General features: G+C 56.5%; 3 rRNA genes. All 3 read left to right on the forward strand.

Features of this window, described 5'->3' with window-relative positions:
- Nucleotides 1-319 precede the first annotated feature (319 nt).
- The 3 genes from Q7L73_RS28420 to rrf all read left to right on the forward strand — a co-directional run bounded on the left by Q7L73_RS28420 (nt 320) and on the right by rrf (nt 5,379).
- Nucleotides 320-1,867 (forward strand): 16S ribosomal RNA (locus tag Q7L73_RS28420).
- Between the two features lie 279 nt (nt 1,868-2,146).
- Nucleotides 2,147-5,145, forward strand: a 23S ribosomal RNA gene (locus Q7L73_RS28425).
- A gap of 117 nt (nt 5,146-5,262) precedes the next feature.
- Nucleotides 5,263-5,379, forward strand: a 5S ribosomal RNA gene (gene rrf / locus Q7L73_RS28430).
- The 16S, 23S and 5S rRNA genes sit together here, the layout of an rRNA operon.
- Nucleotide 5,380: the final 1 nt, after the last annotated feature.

The raw sequence follows: 5,380 nt of genomic DNA on the forward strand, positions 1-5,380 counted from the left end.
TGTGCGCTATACTTTCGCGCCCCGCTTCGAGTGCAGATAGTGCTCGGCGCGTGTCGGATGGAGGAGTCACCTCCTGGAGGCACGGCGGTCTTTGAAAACTCAACAGCATGTGCACTCGATCTTATGGGCCTTTTTGGTTTGTTTGGTCGGTGCGTCCAGGTTTCGAATGTGACCGCTCATTTACGTCAGCGTGGTGAGCATTGTGGTCATGTCATTTGAGTCATTTGTAGTGCTTGTCTGGTGTTCCGAGTCTCCCGATTGTGTACATGGGAACTCCTTTGTGTGTTCATCGGACGCTCTCTATGAAGTGTTGTAGTTCTTCACGGAGAGTTTGATCCTGGCTCAGGACGAACGCTGGCGGCGTGCCTAATACATGCAAGTGGAGCGACGAACCAGGGCTTGCCCTGGGGCAAAGCCGCGAACGGGTGAGTAACACGTGGGTAACCTGCCCTGATGATTGGGACAACTCGAGGAAACTCGGGCTAATACCAAATGTGCTTTTTGGCCTTAAGGCTGATTTGGAAAGGTAGCTTCGGCTAACCGCATCAGGATGGGCCCGCGGCCCATTAGCTTGTTGGTGGGGTAATGGCTTACCAAGGCTTCGATGGGTAGCTGGTCTGAGAGGACGATCAGCCACACTGGGACTGAGACACGGCCCAGACTCCTACGGGAGGCAGCAGTAGGGAATCTTGCGCAATGCGCGAAAGCGTGACGCAGCAACGCCGCGTGGAGGAAGAAGGTCTTCGGATTGTAAACTCCTTTCAGTTGGGACGAGGCTTCGGCGTTGAATAGACGTTCGGAGTGACGGTACCTTCAGAAGAAGCCCCGGCTAACTACGTGCCAGCAGCCGCGGTAATACGTAGGGGGCGAGCGTTGTCCGGAATCATTGGGCGTAAAGCGCGTGTAGGCGGCTCGGTAAGTCTGCTGTGAAAGTCCAGGGCTCAACCCTGGAATGCCGGTGGATACTGTCGAGCTTGAGTCCGGAAGAGGCGAGTGGAATTCCTGGTGTAGCGGTGAAATGCGCAGATATCAGGAGGAACACCAATGGCGAAGGCAGCTCGCTGGGACGTGACTGACGCTGAGACGCGAAAGCGTGGGGAGCAAACAGGATTAGATACCCTGGTAGTCCACGCCGTAAACGATGGGCACTAGGTGTGGGGGGTGTCGACTCCCTCCGTGCCGACGCTAACGCATTAAGTGCCCCGCCTGGGGAGTACGGCCGCAAGGCTAAAACTCAAAGGAATTGACGGGGGCCCGCACAAGCAGCGGAGCATGTGGTTTAATTCGACGCAACGCGAAGAACCTTACCTGGGCTTGACATGTGCCTGATCGCTCTGGAAACAGGGTTTCCCTTCGGGGCAGGTTCACAGGTGGTGCATGGCTGTCGTCAGCTCGTGTCGTGAGATGTTGGGTTAAGTCCCGCAACGAGCGCAACCCCCGTCGCATGTTGCCAGCATTTAGTTGGGGACTCATGCGAGACTGCCGGTGACAAACCGGAGGAAGGTGGGGATGACGTCAAGTCATCATGCCCCTTATGTCCAGGGCTACACACGTGCTACATTGGCGCGTACAGAGGGCTGCGATACCGTGAGGTGGAGCGAATCCCTTAAAGCGCGTCTCGGTTCGGATTGCAGGCTGAAACTCGCCTGCATGAAGGCGGAGTTGCTAGTAATCGCGGATCAGCATTGCCGCGGTGAATACGTTCCCGGGCCTTGTACACACCGCCCGTCACACCACGGGAGTGAGCAACACCCGAAGCCGGTGGCCTAACCCGCAAGGGAGGGAGCCGTCGAAGGTGGGGCTCGTGACTGGGGTGAAGTCGTAACAAGGTAGCCGTAGCGGAAGCTGCGGCTGGATCACCTCCTTTCTAGGGAAGGCTTCTCACGAAGCCGTCTGGCCCCGTTTGTGGGTTGGAACTAGTACGTCGACCGGAACCTGGTCGCCCAGCATGACGGCACTGTGGTGTCGTTGGGGCTGGATGCATGCTGTTGAGTTTTGAGAGACCGGCCTGTGGCTGGTCTTGTCTGCTTGGGTTTTTCCCACGGGCAGGATCGTGCGCGGGCGGCGCCTCTTTTCGGACCTTGAAAACTGCACAGTAGCCAATGAAACGGGTATCACCGATCCTCTTTTTGAGTGATCAGATCACCGTCAAGATAGTAAGGGCACACGGTGGATGCCTTGGCACCTAGAGTCGATGAAGGACGTGAACGGCTGCGATAAGCCGCGGTGAGGCGCTGAATAGCCTTTGACCCGCGGATTTCCGAATGGGGAAACCCAGCGCTGGTAATGCGGCGTTACCTGCCGGTGAACACATAGCCGGTGTGGGGACAAGCGGGGGAAGTGAAACATCTCAGTACCCCGAGGAAAGTAAATCAACCGAGACTCCCTGAGTAGTGGCGAGCGAAAAGGGATCAGCCTAAACCTGTTGCGTGTAAGCGGCCACGCGTTGCGTAATGGGGGTTGTAGGGCGTTTGTTCCGGGTTGTGGCTGACCCGGCAGGAGTTACAAAGTCATGCGGTAGTCGAAGAGTCTGGAACGGCTCACCGAAGAGGGCAACTGTCCCGTAGACGAAACCCCATGATCTCCTGTCATGCGTTCCTGAGTAAGTCCGCGCCCGTGAAACGCGGACTGAAGCTGGGGGGACCACCCTCCAAGGCTAAGTACTCCTAGGTGACCGATAGCGGACTAGTACCGTGAGGGAAAGGTGAAAAGTACCCCGGAAGGGGAGTGAAATAGTACCTGAAACCGTGTGCCTACAAGCGGTGGGAGCAGACGTGTTCTGTGACCGCGTGCTTTTTGCATAACGAGCCGGCGAGTTACTCGTCTGCGGCAAGGTTAAGCGATGAGCGGAGCCGTAGCGAAAGCGAGTCCGAATAGGGCGTTTTAGTCGTAGGCGGTAGACCCGAAACTGAGCGAGCTACCCATGGGCAGGTTGAAGCGGGGGTAAGACCTCGTGGAGGACCGAACCGACCTAGGTTAAAAACTGGGCGGATGACCTGTGGGTCGGAGTGAAAGGCTAATCAAGCTCAGTGATATCTGGTTCTCTCCGAAATATATTTAGGTATAGCCTCGGATAAATTTGCGTATTGGCCGTAGAGCACTGTTTGGACGCGGGGCCCTACCAGGTTACCAACTTCAGGCAAACTCCGAAGACCATTACGTTTACTCCGGGAGTCAGTTGCTGGGGGATAAACTTCAGCGTCAAGAGGGAAACAGCCCAGACCGCCAGCTAAGGTCCCTAAATGCTAGCTAAGTGGCAAACGATGTTCGAGTGCATAGACAACCAGGAGGTTGGCTTAGAGGCAGCCATCCTTGAAAGAGTGCGTAACAGCTCACTGGTCAAGTGTTCGAGCGCGGATAATGTAACGGGGCTTAAGCTAGCTACCGAAGCTGCGGGTTCATGACACTTTCGGGTGTTGTGAGCGGTAGGAGAGCGTTCCGATGCCAGTAAAGCGGCGGGGTAACCCAGCCGTGGAGGCTTCGGAAGTGAGAATGCCGGCATGAGTAACGAAAGAAGGGTGAGAATCCCTTCCACCGATTGCCCAAGGATTCCTGAGTAAAGTTCGTCTGCTCAGGGTTAGTCGGGACCTAAGGCGAGGCCGAAAGGCGTAGTCGATGGCCAACAGGTTGATATTCCTGTACCACGTCGTGTTTGCTTGACCGATGGGGGGACGGGGAAGGCTACGGGAGCCCAGGCGATGGTCGTCCTGGGGTAAGCATGTAGGGGTGGGCCTAGTGAAATGCGGGCCTGCGTAACCTGAGGTGCGATGCCAGCTGGCTTTGAGCCGGCGAGTCCCTTACGCCATGCCTCCAAGAAAAGCCTCTAGGGAGAACACGCGTGCCCGTACCAAAACCGACACAGGTGGGCAAGTAGAGAATACTAAGGTGATCGAGATAACCCTCGTTAAGGAACTCGGCAAAATCGCCCCGTAACTTCGGGATAAGGGGCGCCCTAGTAGGGTGAAGGCCGTACGGCTGGAGCCCGAGGGGGCCGCAGTGAATAGGTCCAAGCGACTGTTTACCAAAAACACAGGTCTCTGCTAAGTCGAAAGACGACGTATAGGGGCTGACGCCTGCCCGGTGCCGGAAGGTTACGTGGAGGTGTTAGGGTTCGCCCGAAGCACCGAAGCTAAGCCCCGGTAAACGGCGGCCGTAACTATAACGGTCCTAAGGTAGCGAAATTCCTTGTCGGGTAAGTTCCGACCTGCACGAATGGCGTAACGACTTGGACGCTGTCTCAACGAGGGGCTCGGTGAAATTGCAGTCTCGGTGAAGATGCCGAGTACCCGCGGCTAGACGGAAAGACCCCGTGAACCTTTACTACACCCTGGTATTGGAATTCGATCCATTTCGCTCAGGATAGGTGGGAGGCTTGGAAGCATCGGCTGCGGCTGGTGTGGAGCCATCCTTGAGATACCACCCTTGATGTATTGGGTTTCTAACACCGCGCCGTGAATCCGGGCGGTGAACAGTGCCAGGCGGGTAGTTTGACTGGGGCGGTCGCCTCCCAAAATGTAACGGAGGCGCACAAAGGTTCCCTCAGCACGGTTGGAAATCGTGCGTAGAGTGCAAAGGCAGCAAGGGAGCTTGACTGCGAGACCGACAGGTCGAGCAGGTGCGAAAGCAGGTCTTAGTGATCCGGCGGTAGCAAGTGGAAGTGCCGTCGCTCAACGGATAAAAGGTACTCCGGGGATAACAGGCTTATCGAGCCCAAGAGTCCACATCGACGGCTCGGTTTGGCACCTCGATGTCGGCTCGTCGCATCCTGGGGCTGTAGTTGGTCCCAAGGGTTGGGCTGTTCGCCCATTAAAGCGGTACGCGAGCTGGGTTCAGAACGTCGTGAGACAGTTCGGTCCCTATCTGCCGTGGGCGTTGGAGAGTTGAGAGGATTTGTCCCTAGTACGAGAGGACCGGGATGAACGCACCTCTGGTGTATCTGTTGTCCTGCCAAGGGCATAGCAGGTTAGCTACGTGCGGATTGGATAACCGCTGAAGGCATCTAAGCGGGAAGCCAGCCTCAAGATGAGCTCTCCCACCTCCTTGAGAGGGTAAGAACCCTGGAAGACCACCAGGTTGATAGGCCAGATCTGGAAGAGCGGTAACGCTCGTAGGAGACTGGTACTAATTGTTCGAGGGCTTGACGGTTATATTTTTTGTGATGCTCGTTTCGTTGGCTGTTGTGTGGTTTTGAAGGCCCGTGAAGGGTCGCGTTCCTCCCCCTTTGGGGGTGGTGAGCGCGGTTTTGCGTGGTCTCGCTTGATTTCCGGTGGTTATAGCGAGAGGGAAACACCTCTTCCCATTCCGAACAGAGTCGTTAAGCCTCTCAGCGCCGATGGTACTTGGCCCGCAAGGGCCTGGGAGAGTAGGACGCCGCCGGTTC

Origin of the sequence: Conexibacter sp. CPCC 205762, from assembly GCF_030646155.1 — a bacterium.
Classification (GTDB): domain Bacteria; phylum Actinomycetota; class Thermoleophilia; order Solirubrobacterales; family Solirubrobacteraceae; genus Conexibacter.